Annotated in this window: 15 protein-coding genes and 1 pseudogene; 9 read left to right on the top strand and 7 right to left on the bottom strand. The window is 35.2% G+C overall.

Annotated elements, in window-relative coordinates; genetic code table 11:
- Positions 1 to 27: 27 nt before the first annotated feature.
- Positions 28 to 768: pseudogene (locus tag E2R68_RS14085) on the bottom strand (TonB-dependent siderophore receptor).
- Between the two features lie 582 nt (positions 769 to 1,350).
- On the opposite strand from E2R68_RS14085, the gene E2R68_RS08390 reads away from it, so the two are divergent.
- Positions 1,351 to 3,192, top strand: coding sequence for an ABC transporter ATP-binding protein (locus E2R68_RS08390; protein ID WP_134277244.1), 1,842 nt, complete (start codon positions 1,351 to 1,353; stop codon positions 3,190 to 3,192).
- A 79-nt stretch (positions 3,193 to 3,271) separates the two neighbouring features.
- On the opposite strand, the gene E2R68_RS08385 is transcribed toward E2R68_RS08390, so the two are convergent.
- Both E2R68_RS08385 and E2R68_RS08380 read right to left on the bottom strand, forming a co-directional pair.
- The gene (locus E2R68_RS08385; protein WP_134277243.1) at positions 3,272 to 3,916 is read right to left on the bottom strand and encodes a hypothetical protein; all 645 of its coding nucleotides are present in this window, start codon (positions 3,914 to 3,916) and stop codon (positions 3,272 to 3,274) included.
- 187 nt (positions 3,917 to 4,103) lie between these two features.
- Entirely contained in the window at positions 4,104 to 5,009 is a 906-nt protein-coding gene (locus E2R68_RS08380; RefSeq protein ID WP_134277242.1) for a LysR family transcriptional regulator, read from the bottom strand.
- A gap of 159 nt (positions 5,010 to 5,168) precedes the next feature.
- Here E2R68_RS08380 and E2R68_RS08375 point away from each other — a divergent pair, with 159 nt between their 5' ends.
- Genes E2R68_RS08375 through E2R68_RS08365 form a run of 3 tightly spaced genes read left to right on the top strand, consistent with a single transcriptional unit; the run spans position 5,169 to position 9,753 of the window.
- Positions 5,169 to 6,959 carry a sodium:solute symporter family transporter gene (locus E2R68_RS08375; RefSeq protein ID WP_134277241.1) on the top strand — a complete coding sequence of 597 codons (1,791 nt, stop codon included), beginning with the start codon at positions 5,169 to 5,171 and terminating at the stop codon, positions 6,957 to 6,959.
- Positions 6,960 to 7,013: 54 nt separating this feature from the next.
- Positions 7,014 to 7,565 (top strand): acyltransferase, encoded by a 552-nt coding sequence (locus tag E2R68_RS08370; RefSeq protein WP_134277240.1) that lies wholly within the window; start codon positions 7,014 to 7,016, stop codon positions 7,563 to 7,565.
- A 1-nt stretch (position 7,566) separates the two neighbouring features.
- A complete protein-coding gene (locus E2R68_RS08365; protein WP_134277239.1) occupies positions 7,567 to 9,753 on the top strand; it encodes a heparinase II/III domain-containing protein in 2,187 nt (728 codons plus the stop codon).
- A 158-nt stretch (positions 9,754 to 9,911) separates the two neighbouring features.
- On the opposite strand, the gene E2R68_RS08360 is transcribed toward E2R68_RS08365, so the two are convergent.
- Positions 9,912 to 10,274 (bottom strand): cation transporter, encoded by a 363-nt coding sequence (locus E2R68_RS08360; protein ID WP_134277238.1) that lies wholly within the window; start codon positions 10,272 to 10,274, stop codon positions 9,912 to 9,914.
- Positions 10,275 to 10,691: 417 nt separating this feature from the next.
- On the opposite strand from E2R68_RS08360, the gene E2R68_RS08355 reads away from it, so the two are divergent.
- Genes E2R68_RS08355 through E2R68_RS08345 form a run of 3 tightly spaced genes read left to right on the top strand, consistent with a single transcriptional unit; the run spans position 10,692 to position 13,899 of the window.
- Positions 10,692 to 11,126, top strand: a complete 435-nt coding sequence (locus E2R68_RS08355; RefSeq protein ID WP_134277237.1) for a MarR family transcriptional regulator — start codon at positions 10,692 to 10,694, stop codon at positions 11,124 to 11,126.
- A gap of 47 nt (positions 11,127 to 11,173) precedes the next feature.
- A complete protein-coding gene (locus tag E2R68_RS08350) occupies positions 11,174 to 12,361 on the top strand; it encodes an HlyD family secretion protein (RefSeq protein ID WP_134277236.1) in 1,188 nt (395 codons plus the stop codon).
- 8 nt (positions 12,362 to 12,369) lie between these two features.
- Positions 12,370 to 13,899 (top strand): DHA2 family efflux MFS transporter permease subunit, encoded by a 1,530-nt coding sequence (locus E2R68_RS08345; protein WP_134277235.1) that lies wholly within the window; start codon positions 12,370 to 12,372, stop codon positions 13,897 to 13,899.
- A 71-nt stretch (positions 13,900 to 13,970) separates the two neighbouring features.
- On the opposite strand, the gene E2R68_RS08340 is transcribed toward E2R68_RS08345, so the two are convergent.
- A complete protein-coding gene (locus tag E2R68_RS08340) occupies positions 13,971 to 14,441 on the bottom strand; it encodes a hypothetical protein (protein ID WP_134277234.1) in 471 nt (156 codons plus the stop codon).
- Positions 14,442 to 14,987: 546 nt separating this feature from the next.
- On the opposite strand from E2R68_RS08340, the gene E2R68_RS08335 reads away from it, so the two are divergent.
- Positions 14,988 to 16,532: a putative bifunctional diguanylate cyclase/phosphodiesterase gene (locus E2R68_RS08335; protein WP_134277233.1), complete on the top strand. Its 1,545-nt coding sequence runs from the start codon at positions 14,988 to 14,990 to the stop codon at positions 16,530 to 16,532.
- A 167-nt stretch (positions 16,533 to 16,699) separates the two neighbouring features.
- The gene (locus E2R68_RS08330; RefSeq protein ID WP_134277232.1) at positions 16,700 to 18,232 is read left to right on the top strand and encodes a carbon-nitrogen hydrolase family protein; all 1,533 of its coding nucleotides are present in this window, start codon (positions 16,700 to 16,702) and stop codon (positions 18,230 to 18,232) included.
- A gap of 103 nt (positions 18,233 to 18,335) precedes the next feature.
- Here the strand turns inward: E2R68_RS08330 and E2R68_RS08325 are convergent, their stop codons facing one another.
- Positions 18,336 to 19,802, bottom strand: coding sequence for a sensor domain-containing diguanylate cyclase (locus E2R68_RS08325; protein WP_134277231.1), 1,467 nt, complete (start codon positions 19,800 to 19,802; stop codon positions 18,336 to 18,338).
- A gap of 280 nt (positions 19,803 to 20,082) precedes the next feature.
- A complete protein-coding gene (locus E2R68_RS08320) occupies positions 20,083 to 20,622 on the bottom strand; it encodes a phosphatase PAP2 family protein (protein ID WP_134277230.1) in 540 nt (179 codons plus the stop codon).
- Between the last annotated feature and the right edge of the window lie 15 nt (positions 20,623 to 20,637).

The raw sequence follows: 20,637 nt of genomic DNA, 5'->3' as shown, positions 1-20,637 counted from the left end.
TGGCTTAGTTAAATTAGTTTATGTTGTCTACCAACGATAATCGACACTAAGTGTTGCCGAACGAGATTGCCCGTAATAACAATAATAATCACAACCTGACACATATTCTTTTCCAAGGATATTATTCACATTCAGTTGTGCTTGCCATTGTGATGATATGCTATAAGAAATTGCCGCGTCCCATAATGTTGCACTTGGTACGGTGAGATCACTGCTTGCTGGGTTATCTTGAGATTCACCTATATAACGGACACCGGTACCAATATTTAATCCCGGAATACCTGCAAATGATGCATCATAATCACCTCAAGCAGATGCTGCATGTTTGGGAATAAGTCCAGCTTGTTTTTTACCTTGTCCGCCAGTGTTATCTGTTTTTTCATCGGTATAAGTATATGCTGCTGAAATAGTTAAGCTTTCAGTCATCTGAGTGAAGGTTTCTAGTTCTATACCTGAAGAGGTGACTTCCCCGGTTTGTGTCGCAACCCATGTTGTTGGATTTGTTACTAACGCATTTTTTTGTGTGATATCAAACCAAGCTAAATTGATATAACCATCACGGAATAAACGGTTACCATCTAAATATGTTGCTGCATCAAAACCTCGTACTTTAAACCAATCAGTATCATTATCTGAACCATAAGGTTGTGATGTTACTCCTGATGTATAACGTAATGCTTCATCTAATTTTTTAGGGACATGTTTTTGTAAGTCATCTTCAGAAACAATAGAAGCAGACTTTGGTGTTTCTTGTAATGATGTTTCCATTTTCAAAGCATCAGCCGTTACAACCATCATTTCCATTTTTTGTACACCTTCAGTATTTGCCATGGCAAAACTTAGTGGTAGTAATGAAAGTGTTCCTGCAAGGATCCCTTGTTTTACACTTAACGTTAATGGTTTTACTTTAAACGTACTCATAATGTCCTTATTTTGCTGTTACGCACTATATTTTTTCAGCTATTTATTGAATGGTTGTAGATAAATAACCAAGTTAATTGATTCATTTATAGAGGATATAAAAGCTTTTTTTAAAAAAACTAAATTTAATAATGATATTCATTATCATTAACTGCAATACTTGTTGCAATCAAAAAATATGTGTTAATAAAGTCATTTATTTATTAACAAAAATAATTATCATTCAATAGGTAATATGAGTCGCATTTTTAGACACTTTCATGTAAAAAAGCCGCACAGAAGGTAATTGCTCAATTTAGCTAATATTAAGATCCACATTCTGGATTATTGGTATTATGGCATCTTTTAATAAAAACAAATAAGCAGCCATGCTGTTATCGTTATTGATACTAAAGCGCTTATTTAAATTAATCATAATTTGGAATTATAATGTTTAGTTGGTTTGAAAATATAACAAAAGCTTTCCCGTCAGATGAGCCACAAAAACCACCTAAAACCTTATTTGGTTTTTGTCGCCATTATACAAAAGGCTTTGAAATCCCGCTTGTTATGATGTCGATATTAAGCGCTTTGATCGCCATTGCAGAAGTAACCCTGTTGCGCTATATGGGTGAACTTGTGGATATGTTAAGTACTCAGGATCGTGCAACATTCTGGGTTGATCAAGGCGACCAAATTAAAGTAATGATCATCTTGATTGCAGTCATTATGCCTGTGTTGAGTGTGTTACATTCGATGATCATGCATCAGTCTTTACTTGGCAATTATCCAATGTCTATTCGCTGGTCTGTGCATCGCTATCTATTAAAGCAAAGTGTTGGTTTTTTCCATCGGGATTTTGCTGGCCGAGTTGCTACTAAAGTGATGCAAAGTGCATTAGCGGTTCGCGAAACAGTGATGAAATTATTAGATGTATTGGTTTATATATCTGTATATTTTGTTTCAATGCTGTGGATGATGGGACAGTCAGATCTACTACTTATGTTACCAATTGCTATTTGGTTAGTAAGTTACATTCTTATTCAATTTTATTTTGTTCCTAAAATGAAACGAATTGCGACTGAGCAAGCAGATGCTCGTTCTGTGATGACTGGTCGTATTGTCGATACTTATACAAATATCACAACAGTTAAGCTATTTGCACATTCCCAACGAGAAATGGAATACGTAGAAACTAGTTTTAAGCGTTTTTTAAAGACGGTATATAAGCAGATGCGTATGGTGACTTGTCTGTTATTGAGCGTAGATACAATTAATTATTTATTACTTATTTCTATCGCGACGTTATCAGTGACACTTTGGTTGGATTCTGCTGTGACTGTCGGTGTCATTGCTGTTGCAATCAGTATTGCCTTAAGAGTACAAGGTATGTCTAAGTGGATAATGTGGGAAGTTAGTGCGTTATTTGAAAATATTGGTACGGTTGTGGATAGTATGAATACTATTTCTAATGATGTTGAGATAAAAGATGTGGTTGATGCTAAACCACTTATGGTTAGTCAAGGTGCAATTCATTTTAATCAAGTCAGTTTTAATTATAACTCTGAGAAAGCTATTTTTGCAGGTCTTGAGCTAGCTATTAAACCGGGAGAAAAAATTGGTTTAGTGGGGCGCTCAGGAGCAGGTAAATCGAGTTTAGTTAATTTATTACTTCGTTTTCATGATGTGTACTCTGGTTGTATTAGTATTGATGAACAAAATATTGCGGCAGTACCTCAAGAGTCATTACGTAAGCAAATCGGTATGATCACTCAAGATACTTCATTGTTGCATCGTTCAATTAGAGAAAATATTTTGTATGGGGACCCTGAAGCGAGTGAGGAAGCGTTAATTGAAGCAGCTAAACAAGCTCATGCTTATGACTTTATTTGTGAATTAAAAGATGAACATGGCAATGTCGGTTTTGATGTTGAAGTTGGAGAACGCGGCGTTAAATTGTCTGGTGGACAACGTCAACGTATTGCCATTGCCCGAGTGTTATTAAAAAATGCGCCTATTCTTATTATGGACGAAGCTACATCTGCCCTTGATTCCGAAGTTGAATCAGCTATTCAAGAAAATTTAGAATTGTTAATGGAAGGTAAAACAGTGATTGCGATTGCTCATCGTTTATCTACTATTGCAGCCATGGATCGTCTAATTGTAATGGAAGAGGGTAAAATTGTAGAGCAAGGTGCTCATCATGAATTACTTGATAAAAATGGTATTTATGCTCAATTGTGGGCATATCAAACAGGTGGTTTTTTAGGGGGGGTAGAGGACTTATCGTAACCAAATAAGCTTTTATATCAGTAAAAAAATAGCCTGTTATCAAGTGAATAACAGGCTATTTTAATAAACTTTTAATATGTTATTTTTTGATTAGTTTAAATTCATCAACACGAACTTCAGTTTGTTTGCCGATGTCACCATTTTTATCGATTTTTGATGGATCTGAGATATGTATTTTTGCAAACACTTTCACACTTGTATTTGCACCTGTATTAAAGCTCACTGATGTTTGACGGAAAGCCGTTTTTACAGCTCCCATTGGCGCTTCGATAAGTTCTGAAGCATGAACTGATTTTTTTGCTAACGATTGCCCTGAATCAGTTGTTGCACCAAAGACTAAATCAGTAATAGATTCTGGGCCTTTTTTATCACTGTAGTATAAAGAGAATTCATAATCAGTATTTGCTTCTAAACCTTGAATTTCTTGAGTTAGCCCTGGTTCAGCAGTGAAGTCATCGGTTGCAGCAACAAAGCGGATACGAGCTGAGCCTTCATCATCAAATGCAGTATCTTTTGAGCTACCTATATCGCCTAAACCATTTATTCTATCTGCATCTTTATGCCACACATCGCTGTTGCCACTGTTATTTCTAAATTGTGTTAATTGAGCATCAAAAATTTGATTGTCAGTAGGTGATTTTTGCGGTTTAGCTGCTGTTGGATCTGTTGTTACACAACCCGTTAATAAGCCTGCAATTGCTAATCCTAAGTAAATTTTTTTCATCGTATTACACCCTTTGAATAATTAATGGTTATTAATGTAGATACTCTATAGCGGGGAAATTTTATTTTATGTGATTGATTAAACAATATTGAAAAGAAGTTACTAAAATATTGAATGTATTCATGGCACTAAAATCAACTTAGGTAAAGCATCTGGTTATTTAAAATAATGTTAAATCTTATCTACCCTACATTAATCCTTTCTTTAATGAGATCTCTTTAGAAGTACAAAAATTAACAAAATCAGTAACATGTTTAGGGCTATCAACACTACAGTGGTATAGGTTAAGCGCTAAGGTAAGACTCAGTTCTTGCATGGGAATAAATTTACATTCATTTAAACCAATATATTGCACACATTTAGGGACAAACGAGATCCCTAAACCCGCTGAAACAGCCGTCATTAAACTACGGATATTGCCATTATGATAAGTAATATTGGGTGTAAAATTATTTTTCTCACAGTTCGACATAATATGATAATGCAAATCAACCGTATCCTCTGGTTTAAAGAGAATGAAGTTTTCATTTTCTAATTCATTAAAACTGAGGTGTTCTTTATTCGCTAGGTAATGCCCTGTTGATACAGTAGCAACGAGTGGATCTCTGTAAATTTCTGAGCAATAAAACTTTTTTCTTTCTAATAAAGGTTGAGGTCTTGAAAAACTAATATCAATTTTCTTTTCTAATAATGCATCTAATTGCTCTTTTGAGCTCATTTCTAAAATAGAAATTTTTATTTTGGGGTAGAGTTTTGAAAATTCACACACTAATTGTGGTAAAAAAGTAAAACAAGCGGAGGCAAGGTAACCAATTGTAAGACTTTGTTGGTTATCTTTAGCAGCTTTAATGAGGTTAATAACACGAGTGTTGTTGGCTACAATTTCAATGGCTTCTGGTAACAAAAGTTGACCTACTTCGGTCAAACTTACTTCTCGGGTATTGCGAATAAATAACTTAACATCTAGTTCTTTTTCTAGATCAGATATTTGTCGGCTGATATTGGGCTGTACTGTATAAAGCTCTTTTGCTGCAGCGGAAAAGTTCTTTAAAGATGCAACTGTAATAAAGGTTTTTAATGTTTTAATTTCCATCTTTAAATTCCATCATTCCAACTTTGTATTAATGTTATACGATATCACTATTTCTCAGCATCCCCTATGTCACGTATATTAATTTGTGTGGTATCTAGCAAAGAGCCATTTAACTAAAGCAGATCCTTTACCTTCTTCATATTATAGGAATAAATAAAGATGGATATCGATGTAATTGTAGTACTCGTTTATTTTGTATTTTTACTCGCTATTGGTTGGATGTTCCGTTCAGCTGCCGATAATACCAGCGAGTATTTTAGAGGGGGCGGCCGAATGCTTTGGTGGATGGTTGGATCTACCGCATTTATGATGGCACTTAGTGCTATGACGTTCACAGGCTTAATGGGTAAAGCATTAACCAGTGGTATGTCAGTCGCGATTGTATTTTTTGCAAATGCGTTAGGCTACTTTTGTAACTATTTATTCTTTGCCGCTAAAGCTCGACAAATGCGTGTTATCAGTCCATTACAAGGCGCAAGAATGCGTTTAGGTAAAGTGAATGAGCAAGTATTTACTTGGGCAAATATCCCGTTAAGTGTACTTCAGGCTGCTATTTGGTTGAATGGTTTAGCTGTATTTACTAGCGCGGTATTAAATGTTCCGCTAGAACAAACAATTGTTGGTGCTGGTTTAGTTGTTTTGTTTATGTCTTTAGTTGGTGGTAGCTGGGCTGTTATTGCATCAGACTTCCTGCAAATGGTGATTATCACCGTGATGTCATTTATTGCAGCTGGTGTCGCAGTTTGGAAATCTGGTGGTATTGGTAATTTACTTCATGTTGGTTTACCTGAGCACGCATTAGTTGGTGAAGGTTATAGCTACACTTATCTTTTTGTTGGCTGGTTTATTTGTATTTTTGTTAAGCAGTTCTTTAGTACAAATAATATGGTTGATTCTTATCGTTATATTAGTGCTAAAGATACTAAAAATGCCCGTAAAGCAGCGTTACTTGCTTGTGGTTTAATGATTTTAGGTCCTCTAATTTGGTTCTTGCCTGCTTGGTATGTTGCTGGTAATTATGCAGATGTTGCAACATGGGGATTAGACTCTCTTGGTAAAAATGTGTCTGATGCAACTTATTATATCTTTGTAAAACGTGAAATGCCGGTAGGTATGGTGGGATTAATGCTTGCTGCTATGTTTGCTGCAACAATGTCATCGATGGATTCTGCATTGAACCGTAACGCAGGGATCATGGTGAAAAGTGTTTACGAACCTTACTTCTGTAAAAACCCAAGTGAAAAGAACTTAATGCGTGCAAGTCAGTTATTCACGGCACTGTTTGGCATTATTGTTATCTTAACAGGTTTATTTTTAACCTCTTTACGTGAATTTGGTTTATTTGATTTAATGATGCTTGTTGGTACGTTAGTTGGTTTCCCTGTATTGATCCCTTCTATCATGTGTTTCTTTGTACGTAAAACGCCTGATTGGGCTGGTTGGGGAACGATTCTTGTTGGTATGTGTGTTTCAGGTGTCATTGCTTTTGGTGTGACTCCAGAGCTTATTCAATCAGTACTTCACTTAGATGCACCTTTATCGGCTCGTGAATTTGCTGAAATGAAATCAGTAACATTAGGTGTTTCTGGTCACATGCTGATCACATTACCATTCTTTGTTTTATCACAATTCTTCTATAAAGGACTATCACCTGAACGTACAGCAGAGGTTGAGAAATTCTTTAGCAATGTAGATACAGAAGTGGTAGTAGAGGATACAGCGTTCAGCGTAACGATGGATAACAAGCAACATACTATGTTAGGTCGTTTATTGTTAACTGCATCAGGTGCCTTACTGCTATTAACTTTGGTTCCAAACCCATTATGGGGACGTTTATTGTTCGTTGTCGTTGCTGGGATCGTAGGTCTAATTGGTTTCTTATTAATAAAATCAGTAAGAGATGTACCTGAAGATGCTGAATCTAAAGGCTCTGTTAACCAAACTGTTTAATTAATTGTGGAGGAAGTGAGTTATTGCTAACTCACTTCTTAAAGGTAAAAAAATATGTCAGTACAAGAGAAATTCGGTGGTGAGTTAAGTGAAGAAGAGTTTCGTAAATTCACCCTGTATACAACTCAAAGTAGTAATTTTGAAGATGATAATAGTAGATCGCTAATCCTTGGCTTTGTTAATGAAAGAGTCAGAATCGCACCCGGTGCAATTGTGCGTATTGGTGATAATCAAATAGGTCAGCGTTCGTATGTTGGACTGTATAGTTACATTAATGGTGATGTAACTATTGGAGAAAATGTACTTATTGGGCCACATGCCAGTATTGTTGCTTCTAACCACACTTATTCAGCGGAGGATGACTTTTTTAGTGGTCGCAGTGATCTCGATAAAGGCAAAGTAGTTATTGAAGATGGTGTTTGGTTAACCTCTGGTGTAGTGATCACTCCTGGAGTAACAATAGGGCGTTGCAGCTTAGTGTGCGCTAACTCTGTAGTCACTAGTGATGTAGCTCCATATTCGATTGTGGGTGGAACACCTGCTGTATTACTCGGTAATATTGACCGAGAAACGGGTAAATATACTTGGTTTACGAAGGAGAAATAATATGTTGCAGTTAACTCGTCATCATGATTTTCAATTATTTTTGTCTCCTGAGAACCAGCAAGTAGCGTTAACAAATCCGCCTAGTTTTAATTGGCCTCAGCCAAAGAGCGAGTTACGTTATAATTTACAATTAGAATTATGTGGTAGCGAACAAAAATGGCAATGGCAAACAGTGCAATCTCCTTTTCAGCTATCATTCTCATTACCTGTAGGGGATTACCGCTGGTGCTTAACTGATGCTGAAGGTCAACAATCTGAATGGTTTAGTTTTGAGATTGATGAAACGGTTGCTGCTTATTTAGCACCAACAGCTGAAGATTTATTTACACTGTGTGAAAACCGTTCTCAGTTTATGATGTATTTTGATGAAGATATTAGTGCAATTAGGGCAGCTTCTGAAAAAGATTATTCAACCTTAAAAGCAACTGCAAAATTAGCCGTTGATTGCGCTGATATTAAATATCCAGATCATTATAAACGTGGTGCTGAAGCAGGCAAAAGAACTGCTATTACCAATGTGCGCGAATGGTTAGATAGAGATTTAATGGCTTTGACTCTGCTTTATAAAATTTGGCAAGAAGAAGATAGTGGTCAAAAAGCCGTTGATCTGTTATTGAGTTTTGCACAATGGAGCCCTGAAGGACCTGCTACATTAGTGCGCCCATTAACATGGGGAGACGAAGTTGGACTATCACTTTCTCGTAACTTATTTTTAGCTTATCACTGGCTTTCACCGCTAATGACTGAGCCTGAAAAGTCTTATGTTCGCCCTATGTTGATTCGTATTGCGTATCAAATGGAGGAACGTTTGGCTGGCGATGAATTTCATCAATTTCCGGGGCATTCTCATACTTCGCGTTTACCGGGATATTTAGGGGTGGCCGCTTTAGTATTGCACAAAGAATTTGAACGTGCAGTGTGTGAACGTTGGCTGGAATATTCACTGATGATCTACCGTGGAGTTTTGCCTTTTTATGGAGGTAAAGATGGTAGTTGGGCTGAAGGTGCATTCTATTCGTCATCTTATAGTAAATGGCATCATCCATTCTTTTTATCTGTAGAAAGGTTAAGCGATTTTTCTTTTTATGAGCATCCTTTTTATAAAAATTATTGTCATTTTGCGATGGATTTTGTGGCTTCCGAGCAAGCGATTCATCCTTTTGGTGACGGCTTTTGGTGTAAACGAAAAAGTGTTGAATGGCCAGGCTTCTTTGCTCAAAATCCATTACGTATTTATGCTCAACGTTTTGGTGAACAGCAAACAAAACAAGTGTGTGAAAAACTAGAGTCTCAGATTGATACTTATGCATTACATTTATTGGATGTGATCCCAACGACCAAGCAATTAGCATTTACCAAAGTCGTTAAGCAAGAGTCCAAGCAAACGTTGTCGGATGTTGCTCGTTTTTATGATTATGCTGGTTTTGGTATTGCCACCTTTGAGCAAACTAACTTGTCATTCCGTGCTAGCCGTTTTGGTAATAGCTCTCACCGTCATGCTGACCAAGGTAACCTTGCTTTAATTGATAACGGTTTGGGTGTATTAACACCAACAGGAAGTTATGGTTATTGTTTTGGTAGTGCACACCATAGTGAGTGGACACAAACTACACAGGCTCATAATTTACCGTTAATTGCTGGTAAAGGTCAGTTAATCGATGATGAAAGTGCAACAGCTGAAATGGTATTCCAACAACAAGGAGAAGGTTGGTATTGCTGCAAAATTAATTTAGCAAAATCGTACCAAGATGTTGAATCATTTATTCGCACATTTGTTTTTGTTGCAGGTAAAGGGGTAGTTATTTGGGATAGTATCGAATTACAACAGGAAGGTTCGATACAGTGGCGTTTACATAGCCATCTCAATGCTCACCTAGATTCTAAATTGGTGTTGTTGCAAGCCGAACAATTTCAATATGAATGTGCATTACTCAGTCAAATTAAAGTACAGCCAACCATTGAATTTGGTTATCAAGAAGCAATACCTGTCACTGGTGGCATTGAGTCAGATGCAACTTTAGAAGTCTCTCATTTACAATGGGAGTTGCCTGCAACTAAAACTCATAATGTTGTTGTAAGTTGTTTGAAACAACCATTAGAGATTAGTTTTGAAGACGAAAAATTGTTATCCCTTGTTGTTACTGAAGGCAACTTAACTATTGATAAGTCATCACTTCAATTGACATAAAACAGGAATATGTGATGACTGCTACTTATCATATTTGCTGGTGGCGGTCATTAATTTATACCCTTAAAGCGGGTGCTTATGCTCAAGTTAGTTTTTATCGCTTAAATTTACAACAATAGAGCTTTTTATAGAGTGGTTTAAATTTTGATTAACCACTCTTATTTTTTAGGTAGTACAGGTGCTTTATGACAACATACTGCTTTATAGAATTTTTGCTCTAAAATATTTTGATCTACAAATTGATAATAATGTAGCTTAATACGATTCCAATAAGTTGGTTTTATTCTCACTTGATACTTTGAGAGTAAATTTTGTATTTTTGTTAAGTTACTATTTGTAGCATCATAACTTATGCTAAGCATGCCTGATATGACTTCAATATTTAGTTTCTCTATAGCAAAAACCTTATTCATTTCTTGAGATATATCTGCATGATTATATTGGGTTATACCAATTAATTGTAATTTCCTATGAACTAGATTTTCTTCCTTAACACCCACTTTAAAATTTAGATTATTCATTTACTTACTCATATTTTTATTCGTTTTGCATTTAAAATAAAACGCTTAATCAGTGTTTAATAGGTTAAATGTAATCTTTACCCTTATGGCAAGGTCTAGTCATTTTAGTAAAAAGTAGTGGTAACAGTCACAATAAATAGCTTATCTATTTTATTGCTTAAAATAGTCCACTTCCTCGTTGTAAATTTCGTAAAGGGAACCTCTTTACGCTTGAACTGTTTTTTCAGCATAAAATTTAGAGAACATATTTAATGTAATCGCTATTAATAAAATAATACCTCGATAATTTTTCTCTTGAATAGAGAAGATCATATGTAATTATATTTACCTACTTTATTAATAATAAATTGACAAATAACTCACGTAAGCAGTAAAATTTCTTGTTGTTAGTTGCCTAGGCAAATAAAAAGGTGATCTATGAGTGATTATTTGCATAATAAATCTTTAGGCATTCCATTAAGTAAATTAATTGGTTTAGTGAATCAGCATAAAGAAGCGTTACTTAACCAATATTTATCTCCTTTAGGTATGTCATCAGCACAATTTAAAGTATTAGTTGCTATTCATTTTTATAAAATGAATTCACCAGCTGAAATTAGCAAATATCTTAATATCAACTGCGGTTCAATGACTCGTATGGTTGATCGGCTAATTAAAAAATCATTGATAGACAAGCAATCAAACCCTGAAGATAAACGTAGTGTATTACTCAATCTTACAATACCAGGTGAATTGCTATTAGAGCAGTGTATGGAAACCATGAATAATGACATCGGACCTATGTTAATCGGGGATCTTTCCCCGCAAGAAGTAGAACAACTTAGTGGATTATTAAAGCGTTTATTGCCTTAATGTTTCCTAATCTTATTTTGATAACCTTGATAGGTAAGTGGTAAATAATGGAAAATTCAGAAAAAACAACTGCTGCTCCAGTAGCTACAAAAAGTAAACGTAAAGTTTCTTTCTTCATTTTATTTGTAGTTTTAATTGCAATTGTAGGCGCTTGGGTTACTTATTATGAGCTTTACGCTAAGTACTCTCAAGAAACTGGAGATGCTTATGTGAATGGTAATTTAGTGGTTATTTCTCCACAGATTCCTGGCACGGTGAGCAAGGTGGTTCCTGATGAAGGGGACTACGTTAAAAAAGGTCAAGTGTTAGTCAGTCTGGATTCAAATGATACTAAAATTGCTTTACAAGGCGCTGAGGCAAAATTAGCAAATTCTGTCCGTGAAGTACGTAGCCTATATGCAACTGCAGATAATGCAAAAGCAAGAGTTAAAACAAATAAGGTTGAATATACACAAGCTGTTAATGACTATAAACGTCGAGAGAACTTAGTAAAATCAGGTGCAATATCGAAAGAAGACTTAAATCATTACCGTGATATGGTTGAAAAAACGCGTAGCGAATACTTAGCTGCACAACAATCATTAAAAATGACCATTGCGCTAGTTGATAATACTGTAATAGAAACTCATCCAGCGGTTAAAACTGCAGTGTCGAATTTACGCCAAAGTTACTTAAATAATATCCGTACTCAAATTGTTGCACCTGTTAGTGGTTATGTTGCAAAACGAGCTGTGCAATTGGGTAGTCAAGTACAACCAGGTACACAATTAATGGTTATTGTGCCATTACACCAAGTTTGGGTGGATGCTAACTTTAAAGAAAGCCAGATGAAAGATATGCGTATTGGGCAATCTGTTGTTCTAACGTCTGATCTCTATGGTGATGATGTTGAATATAAAGGAAAAATTGAAAGCCTTGGTATTGGTACAGGTAGTGCATTCTCATTATTACCAGCACAAAATGCGAGCGGTAACTGGATTAAGATTGTGCAACGTCTACCCGTTAAAATTCGTTTAGATGATGAGAACCAAGAACAATACCCACTAAGAATTGGCCTTTCGATGTTAGCAAAAGTAGATATTGAAGATACTAGCGGTACAGTATTAGCTACAACCCCCCAAGAAGAAGCTCGTTTTGATACAGATGTATATCAAAATACTTTGGAAGAGGCTGATAAACTGGTGACTAAAATTCTACATGAAAATGTGGGGCTCATTACTCCAAGTGAAAAATAGAGGCGTATATGAAGGATCAAACCTATACGCCGCCGAGTATCGTATTAGCGACGATTGCTTTAGCGTTAGCTACTTTTATGCAGGTTCTCGATAGTACTATTGCAAACGTTGCCTTACCGACAATTGCAGGTAGTTTAGGTGTTAGTTCAGAACAAAGTACGTGGATCATTACGTCATTTGCCGTATGTAATGCCATTGCATTGCCTTTAACCGGCTGGCTTTCTCGCCGAATTGGTCAGCTTAGATTATTTATCATCTCTGTTTCTTTGTTTACTATTACGTCTTTTTTATGTGGTATTGCGACTAGCATGCCTGAGTTAATTGCTTTTAGAGCTTTACAAGGGTTCTTTGCTGGACCGATGTTTCCAATGTGCCAAACGCTTTTATTGGCAATCTTCCCATCGGTAAAACGTGGCACAGCATTGGCACTTATTTCAATGGTAACAGTGGTTGCTCCAATTGTTGGCCCTATTACAGGGGGCTGGATCACTGATAATTATTCTTGGCCTTGGATCTTCTTTATTAATGTACCTATTGGTATTTTTTGTTGTGCTGCCGTATGGCAACAACTAAAAGGGCGTGCAGATACAATTTCTAAAATGCCCATTGATTACATTGGCATTGCATTGCTTGTTCTAGGGGTGGGTTTATTACAAATTGTATTAGATCTTGGTAATAATGCAGATTGGTTTGAGTCGACTCATATCGTGATCATGACGGGCATTTCAGTAGTTGCATTGATCTCTTTTGTGATTTGGGAGTTAACTGAAAAAAATCCAATCGTAAATTTATATCTATTTAAAGATCGTAACTATGCCTTTGGTACTATTGCTTTAGTCTTAAGTTATTCTGCTTTCTTTGCGATTAATATTATTCTTCCGCAGTGGTTGCAAATGTATATGGGGTACACCTCAATATGGGCGGGACTTGCTGCTGCACCGATGGGAGTTTTACCTTTGATATTAGCGCCTTTAGTTGGGAAATATGCAAGTAAAACAGACATGCGAATTTTAGCGAGTATCTCCTTTATCGTGATAGGTGTTTCTTGTTTCTTACGTGCTAATTTTAATACTTTTATCGATTTTGCTTCTGTTGCTGAAGTGCAACTGTTTATGGGAATTGGTATTGCATTCATGTTTATGCCGTTAACCACTATTTTCTTATCTAACTTAAGTGATGATCAAGTTGCTGATGGTTCTGGTTTAACAACCTTCTTACGTGTATTAGGTGCAAGTTTTGCTTCATCACTTACTACTTGGATATGGAATCGACGTGCAGACTTTCACCATGCGAATCTGACTGAACATGTCAGTAATTATCAAATTGGTACAGTAGATTATTTAGATAAAATAGGAGGAGCAACACAGACTAATCTTGCTGTTGTTGAGCACATGGTGACCACGCAATCTTACATGATGTCCTTAAATGATTATTTCTACATGTTAGGCTGTTTATTCTTTGTATTGATTGGTTTTGTTTGGTTTACAAAAGGCCCTTTTATAAAATCAGGGCCAGCCGCCCCTTCAGTAGGGCATTAGTCACTTAAATGATTCGCTGAAGAAAATAACCTGCTAATTATTAAAATTATGCAGGTTATTTTTTAGGGAGGTTATAAAGGCAATAAACCGTGAGCGCCAGCAACACCTGCTGCGACAGCTAATAAGCTGAGCGATAATAAGATAATGTGCATTAACTGCAGAAGGAAAAAAGATTTTTCAGGATCATTTTGTGCTTTTTTATGGAACCATTTGTGTAGAAATAAAGGCTCTAAAACAAATAATACCAGTGTAAAAATAAACCAGACTAAAATCATGAGATGTATCCACCAACCCATGGTCGCCCACGCATTCATTACATGTAGCATGTAAAAACCAGAAAGCCCTGCAATAAGTGTTGATATTTTTGCTTGAAAACCAAATTTATTTTCAAGTAATTCAAAGGTTTTTAATCGTTCTTCTGGTGATTGGGATTTTCGAATGGCTGGTATTAGAACGGTTGTGACAAAAGCGACACCGCCAATCCATAAAACAATCGCCACTACATGCAAAGCTCTCGCTAATACAAAGTTTTCGTAATCCATATTTAGGCTCATTTCATTTTTAAGAGTGAATTCTGCTGACATTATTCCATATTATAAATACTACTCTAAAACAATTTTAAAAATTCATTTCTCAATATACTTTGGCCTCTATAAACCACACCCAGCAAGAACGGATTTGCTTCTGTAATGGCCGTTACTTTTTTGAGGCTTTCGAAGAATAAATGAAAGAGTTATTTAGAAGTAAAAAAGGCACCTCGAATTGAATTGTTTTTCCTGAGTAAAATTTAGGGCACCTATTTAATGTAATTGCTATTAACCCTTTTGCTATGTGATGTCATTGTATTGATATTATGTCTTTTTAATATTTAAGCATCGAATATTTCATCTGCTTTATTTAAATAAGATCAATAAGTTGTCAAATACATACTTCTTGTGAGGTTAATTTATAGCGTGATATTTATATTATTAATCATTGTGTTAATGTGCGCTGCAGCTTGTTATTTTTTAAATCAATATTGTATAAATTTTTTGTAACCTGACTTTAATTTATCAATTCCAAATACCTATTAGTGAAACTATTTAAATATGCATTATAAGAAAAACCCACTTTCATTCGATATTTTTATTGTCATAGTGATCGCATTCGCTAGTTTTGCTTTATTTATTTATTTTGATGTCGTCGATAGATGGTTTTATTTTACTCGTGCTTATGAGAAGTATGATTTAGATGAAATAATCGGTTTATTTTTTGGTTTTTTTATTGGCTTATTATTTTTTAGTTATCGACTCTTCACTCGTGTACAAAAAGATAATCAGCGAATTTCTAAATTAGTTAAATCTTTACAGCACGAAGTACTTCATGATCATTTAACTTCGCTACCTAATAGAAGATCGTTTGAGCAAGAAGTGCTACAACTCATCAATAAACAAACAGATTCAGATAATTCCTTTACCTTATTTAATATCGATATTGATAGCTTTAAATATATCAATGACACATTAGGCGATCGTGTTGGAGATCAGTTATTAGTCGCGGTTGCAAAACGTTTATTAGATCTTGATATAGAAGGAGCTACTTTAGCGCGTATTGGTGGTGATGAATTTTGTATGGTTGTGGTTAATATTGATGAAGATGCTTGCTTAAAAGTATGTGAACAACTCAATGGAGCGGTAGTGGAACCCTTTTCAATTGCCGATCATAAATTATATATATCATATACAGTGGGTATTAGCCGTTTCCCTGAAGATGGAACTTCCTACGAAAGATTATTACAAACTGCGCATATTGCGATGTGTATGGGGAAAAAATCAGGAAATAGACGAAATAACTTCAAAGATAGCAATTTTACACAAATGACAAAAATGTGTTTTATCATTCAAAATAATTTAAAAGACGCATTAAAAGATAATCAGTTATATGTAGAGTATCAACCGAAAGTAAATTTAAGTAATAGCCATATAATAGGTTGTGAAGCACTCATTCGCTGGCGACATCCTGAACATGGTTTTATTTTGCCAGATGAATTTATTTATATTGCAGAAGAAGCTCAGAAAGTGCATTTGATTGATTTTTTTGTTTTGGAAGAAGTGTGTAAACAATTAAAAGCATGGGGGGAATTAGCAAAACCTGTCTCTGTTAACTTATCACCAATTTTGTTTGTTGATGAAGATTTAGCAGATAAGATCATTGCCATATTGAATCAATATCAAATTCCTCCGCATTTAATTGAGCTTGAAATAACTGAAAGAACTTTGTTTGCAGATTCGGATGTACCATTACTTATTTGCCAAAAATTAGTAAAAGCAGGTATTACACTGAGCTTGGATGATTTTGGAACAGGTTACTCTTCACTTGCTCATATTGCAGATTTTCCAATATCGGCGATCAAAATTGATCGCGCTTTCATTACACAAATTTGTCATAGCGAGCGAACTTTAAATATTGTTACTGCAATTATTTCATTAGCAAAAGCGATCAATATTAAGGTCATTGCTGAAGGAATTGAAACTGAAGAAGAAAGTCTTATATTAAAAGAATTAGCATGTGATGAAGCACAGGGATATTTTTTCGATAGGCCTCTATCAAAAGATGTTTTTTCTGAGCGTTTATTACAACTAAAATGTAAATAACTGCATTTTGTCTTAGTAGGCTGTCAATTAATTTCTACCTATCCAAGTTATGCACTTATTATTTGAATCTAAGGGTGTTTTGAACACCTCTTTTTACATTTAATCTTCTATAAACAAGTTAAAAATTAAAATATACTCAAACCTTTATATTGATACAGGTTCCTGCCATGCAAACGATAGAAAATGTTGAATTATCATTATTAAGTCTTGATGATTATCAAGAATTGAAAGCTGCTATGATAGAGGCTTACACTAATCTTGCTCTGTCAAATTCCTATTGGGAAGAAGAAGAAATAGAGGCATTAATTAATAAATTTTCTGAAGGGCAAATAGTCATTAAAGTAAATAATCAGATTGCTGGTTGTGCTTTATCTATTCGCATTAATGATGCTGATTTTAACGATGCTCATACCTATGATGATATTACTGGAACAGGTAAAGATACATTTAATACACATAACGATGATGGCGATACTCTCTATGGAATAGATGTGTTTATTAAAGCTGAATTTCGTGGTTTGCGTCTTGGTCGTCGCCTGTATGATTACCGTAAAGAGCTGTGTGAGCGATTAAATTTAAAAGGCATCACCTTTGGCGGGCGTATTCCAAACTATCATAAATACTCTGCAGAACTATCACCAAAGCAATATATTGATAAAGTGAAGCGTAAAGAGATCCATGATCCTGTTTTAAACTTTCAAATATCTAATGACTTCCAACCAGCTCGAATTTTAAAAGGTTATCTTGAAGGTGACAAAGGCTCTAATAATTATGCTGTCCTGTTAAAGTGGAATAATATTTATTATGAGCAGCCAAATAAAAAACAAGTACCGACTAAAATGTTGGTCCGTCTTGGTTTGATACAATGGCAAATGCGTCCTTATAAAGACCTTGATGAACTAATGGAGCAAGTTGAATATTTTGTTGATGCTGTTGCTGGTTATCGTTCTGATTTTGCTTTATTCCCTGAGTTTTTTAATGCCCCTTTAATGGCCGAAAATAACCATTTAAGTGAGCCACAAGCTATTCGAGAATTAGCTAAGCATACGGAAACTATCGTACAAAAATTTACTGATTTAGCGATCAGTTACAACATTAATATTATCACCGGTAGTATGCCTGAAATAGTAGGTGACCGATTGTATAACGTTGGTTATTTATGTCGTCGAGATGGCACCAAAGAGCGTTTTGAAAAACTCCATGTAACACCCGATGAAGTAAAAGTTTGGGGAATGGACGGTGGCACACAGCTGAAAGCATTTGATACTGACTGCGGAAAAATCGGGATATTAATCTGTTATGATTCAGAGTTCCCTGAGTTAAGCCGTATTTTAGCTGATGAGGGGATGGATATTTTATTTGTACCTTTCTTAACTGATACACAAAATGGGTATTCACGAGTAAGAAACTGCTCTCATGCACGTGCTATTGAAAATGAATGTTATGTTGCGATTGCTGGTGGTGTAGGTAATTTACCTAAAGTACATAATATGGATATTCAATATGCACAATCAGCTGTGTTTACACCTTGTGATTTTGCATTCCCTGCTAATGGTATAAAAGCTGAAGCAACGCCTAATACAGAAATGATCTTAATTGCAGATGTTGATATTTATTTATTACGAGAGCTAAATCAGTTTGGTAGTGTAAAAAACTTGAAAGATAGACGTACAGATCTTTTTGAATTAAAAAAACGTTAACCCTTAATGCTTTCAAAATAATAGCTGAATATATGCAAGCTATGGCGGCTTAGTCGTTATGCACTTCAACGTTTTGAATCCGCCATACTTATTTACTCAGTTATTATTTGTCTATTTCCTTATTTGAATGTGGCAAATAACGCTCTGTACGATTTCGTCCTCGCTCTTTCGCGAGATAAAGTGCTTCGTCAGTATGATTGATAAGTGTATCGTGAGTATCTGATTTGGTCATACAAGCTACCCCAATGCTAATGGTGATTGAAACAGATTTACCTGCAAAAATAATATTCAAATCAGCAGACTTTATTCTAATTTCTTCTGCAATTTCATAAGCAGATTGCAAATCACTCTCAGGTAAAATAATAAGAAATTCTTCACCTCCCCAACGGAAAATAATATCAGATTCTCTAAGATTTGCTTTTATACTTTGTATTAGTGTTTTTAATACGACATCTCCCGTTGGGTGTCCGTATGTATCATTAATTTGTTTAAAGTAGTCAAGATCTAGCATCAAAGCAGATAAAGGTGTTTTGTTACGTTTGGATTGGTTATAGACCTGTTGAAACAGAACATCAAAAACTTGGCGATTTGCACTACCTGTTAACTTGTCAGTAGTTGCCATTGTTTCTAATTTTTTTTGATATCCTGAAATAATAAAATTAACCAAAATAAGGATAATAATTGAAACCACAAAGCTAATTGCTAAATTAAGTAATAGTGTATTTTGTATACGTTGTTCAGCTTCTTGTTGTTGTTGAGAAACAATGAGATACCAGCCAAATTGAGGTACTAATCGACTATTGAGATAATATTTCTCATTGTCTTGTTGATAAGTAATAGAGTTACTTGGAGAGGTGAGTATTTGAGTTGCAAAAGTAGATAAACCAGGGATTTGATGAATATTTTTGTAGTTATGCTTTGATTGACCTTGCAGCATAATTTCGCCACTTTTATTAATAAAGTAAACCTCTCGATCATAGCGACTATTATAATTTTCTATTAATTTTTGCACTCTATCTAGACCAAGTCCTACACCTATCGCCCCGATATAATGTCCTGAATAATCGAACATTCGGAAGTTAATGAAAACCACAAATGAGCTCAGATCTGCACTATCAACATCAATATTAATTTCATATTCTTGTGGCATCGTTTGAACACGGAAGTACCATTTGTCGTGAGGGATAAGTGGGTCAACAGCCCTTAATTTCCCTGACGAATGATAATATGCTAGTGATTTATCAGATACAAAAAAGCTAGTGACCGTATTAAAATGAGTTTGAATGGAGCTTAAGTATTTAATCATGGCCTGTTCATCTTGCTCACCATTTAAAATCCAGTCTCGTACAAAAGTATCATTTGCCATCATTGATGCGATAGAAATAGGGCGTAGTAGATCTCTTTGAATTTCAGAATAGATGTTATCACTCGTTAATGGGAGAGTTGTTTTTGCCACTTGACTACGGATTGATTCATTAGCGGTAAAGTAACTAATAAAACTCGTAAAAAGAAAACCAGAAATCATCAATACAGCTAATAATATTACAAAGCGTAACTTTCTATTCTGCATTAAAAGTCCCTTTTAAATTACTGGTTATTGGTAGCGTAATATAATAGCAGCCTAAAGTTCAGTATTTTGTTATGTAAACTTTAGAAAAACTATTATATAGAGTTCATAACGAATATCATCGAATTTATATATAAAATAGGGCATTTATACCTAATAACATTATCTTTATGTGTTGTTTATACTTTTGATGGGTGTATTTAATGCTGTTTTTGCTGAAACGAAAGAGAGATGATTTTTTGTTATCAATAAAGGTGAACTAAGAAGAGATTTATTTTTTATATTACCAATTAACAGAAATACTGACTCCTGCTTTTTTGTTACCGCCCCAGGGCGTTATTTGAACATTTTCATTTAAAGAGCCGGTAAAAATCCACGCCGATAAAGAACCAATAGCAGCCCCTGTTAGTACATCACTCCAATAATGTTTATCTGCTTGTACTCGCCCTATCCCAACTAATGTTGCTAAGCCGTATGCTGGTAGCCCTGTTTGCCAGCCGTAACGAATATTTAATGTTGTAGCTGCAGAAAATGCACTTGCTGTATGGTTTGAAAAAAAACTATTATCATCACTTTTATCTGGTCGCTCTTTATCTACTAATGATTTAGTGATCACGCCTGTCGTTAAAGCGCTTAAGATGCTGTAGTTTGCTTGTTCAAAACCTTCCCAATCACTCTTATAAGCTGGAATTGCTAAAGCAGTACCGATTAACCCATAAGCACCAATATCGCTAAATGTCTTCCACTGCTGACTACTAGCTGCATTGACACTAAATGTAGTAAAGATAGAACATAATAAAATAATCAAATGTCTGACATTCATGGCTTAGCATTACCT

Origin of the sequence: Psychromonas algarum (assembly GCF_004376845.1) — a bacterium.
GTDB lineage: Bacteria > Pseudomonadota > Gammaproteobacteria > Enterobacterales > Psychromonadaceae > Psychromonas.
This window is presented reverse-complemented; position numbering and strand designations above follow the sequence as displayed.

Bases quoted from the DNA above. Each gene is read 5' to 3' on its own strand.
- E2R68_RS08390 (WP_134277244.1), top strand. From the start codon at position 1,351: ATGTTTAGTTGGTTTGAAAATATAACAAAAGCTTTCCCGTCAGATGAG.
- E2R68_RS08385 (WP_134277243.1), bottom strand. From the start codon at position 3,916: ATGAAAAAAATTTACTTAGGATTAGCAATTGCAGGCTTATTAACGGGT.
- E2R68_RS08380 (WP_134277242.1), bottom strand. From the start codon at position 5,009: ATGGAAATTAAAACATTAAAAACCTTTATTACAGTTGCATCTTTAAAG.
- E2R68_RS08375 (WP_134277241.1), top strand. From the start codon at position 5,169: ATGGATATCGATGTAATTGTAGTACTCGTTTATTTTGTATTTTTACTC.
- E2R68_RS08370 (WP_134277240.1), top strand. From the start codon at position 7,014: ATGTCAGTACAAGAGAAATTCGGTGGTGAGTTAAGTGAAGAAGAGTTT.
- E2R68_RS08365 (WP_134277239.1), top strand. From the start codon at position 7,567: ATGTTGCAGTTAACTCGTCATCATGATTTTCAATTATTTTTGTCTCCT.
- E2R68_RS08360 (WP_134277238.1), bottom strand. From the start codon at position 10,274: ATGAATAATCTAAATTTTAAAGTGGGTGTTAAGGAAGAAAATCTAGTT.
- E2R68_RS08355 (WP_134277237.1), top strand. From the start codon at position 10,692: ATGAGTGATTATTTGCATAATAAATCTTTAGGCATTCCATTAAGTAAA.
- E2R68_RS08350 (WP_134277236.1), top strand. From the start codon at position 11,174: ATGGAAAATTCAGAAAAAACAACTGCTGCTCCAGTAGCTACAAAAAGT.
- E2R68_RS08345 (WP_134277235.1), top strand. From the start codon at position 12,370: ATGAAGGATCAAACCTATACGCCGCCGAGTATCGTATTAGCGACGATT.
- E2R68_RS08340 (WP_134277234.1), bottom strand. From the start codon at position 14,441: ATGGATTACGAAAACTTTGTATTAGCGAGAGCTTTGCATGTAGTGGCG.
- E2R68_RS08335 (WP_134277233.1), top strand. From the start codon at position 14,988: ATGCATTATAAGAAAAACCCACTTTCATTCGATATTTTTATTGTCATA.
- E2R68_RS08330 (WP_134277232.1), top strand. From the start codon at position 16,700: ATGCAAACGATAGAAAATGTTGAATTATCATTATTAAGTCTTGATGAT.
- E2R68_RS08325 (WP_134277231.1), bottom strand. From the start codon at position 19,802: ATGCAGAATAGAAAGTTACGCTTTGTAATATTATTAGCTGTATTGATG.
- E2R68_RS08320 (WP_134277230.1), bottom strand. From the start codon at position 20,622: ATGAATGTCAGACATTTGATTATTTTATTATGTTCTATCTTTACTACA.